The organism is Moorena sp. SIO3I6, assembly GCF_010672095.1.
In genome coordinates, this window is record NZ_JAAHHU010001598.1 from 1 (window position 1) to 1,143 (window position 1,143).

General features: G+C 47.0%; 1 protein-coding gene. It reads left to right on the forward strand.

Annotated features, from left to right (window positions below; translation table 11 throughout):
- The coding region (gap, locus tag F6K49_RS51525) for a type I glyceraldehyde-3-phosphate dehydrogenase (protein ID WP_293110723.1) at positions 1 to 977 on the forward strand (977 nt) is incomplete at its 5' end.
- Positions 978 to 1,143: the final 166 nt, after the last annotated feature.

The window sequence follows — 1,143 nt, forward strand, 5'->3', positions numbered from 1 at the left end:
TCGGACGACTCGTATTCCGTGCTGCCCTCAACTACCCAGAAATCGAAGTGCTGGGCATTAATGACCTAGTTCCACCACAGACTATCGCCTATTTACTCAAATACGACTCAACCCATGGTCGTTTCAAAGGTACCGTAGAAGCTGAAGCTGATGGAATTGTGGTCAATGGCAAGAAAATCCCCTGTGTCTCAATTAAAAACCCAGAGGAACTGCCTTGGACGAAACTCGGTGTGGAATATGTAGTAGAATCTACTGGTCTATTTACCACCTATGATGGGGCATCTAAGCATTTAGAAGCAGGAGCGAAGCGGGTGGTAATCTCTGCTCCTACTAAAAACCCTGATTTGGTTCCCACTCTGTTGATGGGTGTCAATCATGATACCTATGACCCGGGTAAAGATAGTATCGTTTCCAATGCCAGTTGCACAACTAACTGTCTTGCTCCCATTGCTAAAGTGATTAATGACAATTTTGGGCTAGCGGAAGGGTTAATGACTACAGTCCATGCTATGACTGCTACCCAGCCAACGGTAGATGGTCCAAGTAAGAAAGACTTTCGGGGGGGGCGAAGTGCTGCTCAGAACATTATCCCCGCTTCTACGGGTGCGGCCAAAGCTGTAACGCTAGTGTTACCGGAACTGAAAGGTAAACTTACGGGGATGGCATTACGGGTACCAACACCGGATGTATCAGTGGTAGATTTGACCTTCAGGACTCAAAAGGCAACCAGCTACCCAGAGATTTGTGCAGCAATGAAGGCAGCTTCAGTTGGGGCGATGAAAGGAATTTTGGGCTATACAGAGGAGCCAGTGGTGTCCACCGATTTTCAAGGCGACCCTCATTCAAGCATTTTCGATGCTGGAGCGGGAATGGAACTTAATTCTAATTTCTTTAAAGTTGTCTCTTGGTACGACAATGAGTGGGGTTACTCTAACCGCATGATTGACCTGATGTTATCTATGGCAGCTAAAGGTTAGGTCGAGCGTAGCAGCTAGCCCAGGGAAAGGAAAAATCACTAACCACTTTCCCTGACTAGAAACTGGAGAAGGGGAAGAGGCAGAACAGACTCGAAGATACCCCAAGTTGGGAAAGACCAAACTTTCTCGTATCCCAGAAATAATAAAGCAGATGCGCGCTTCGTAG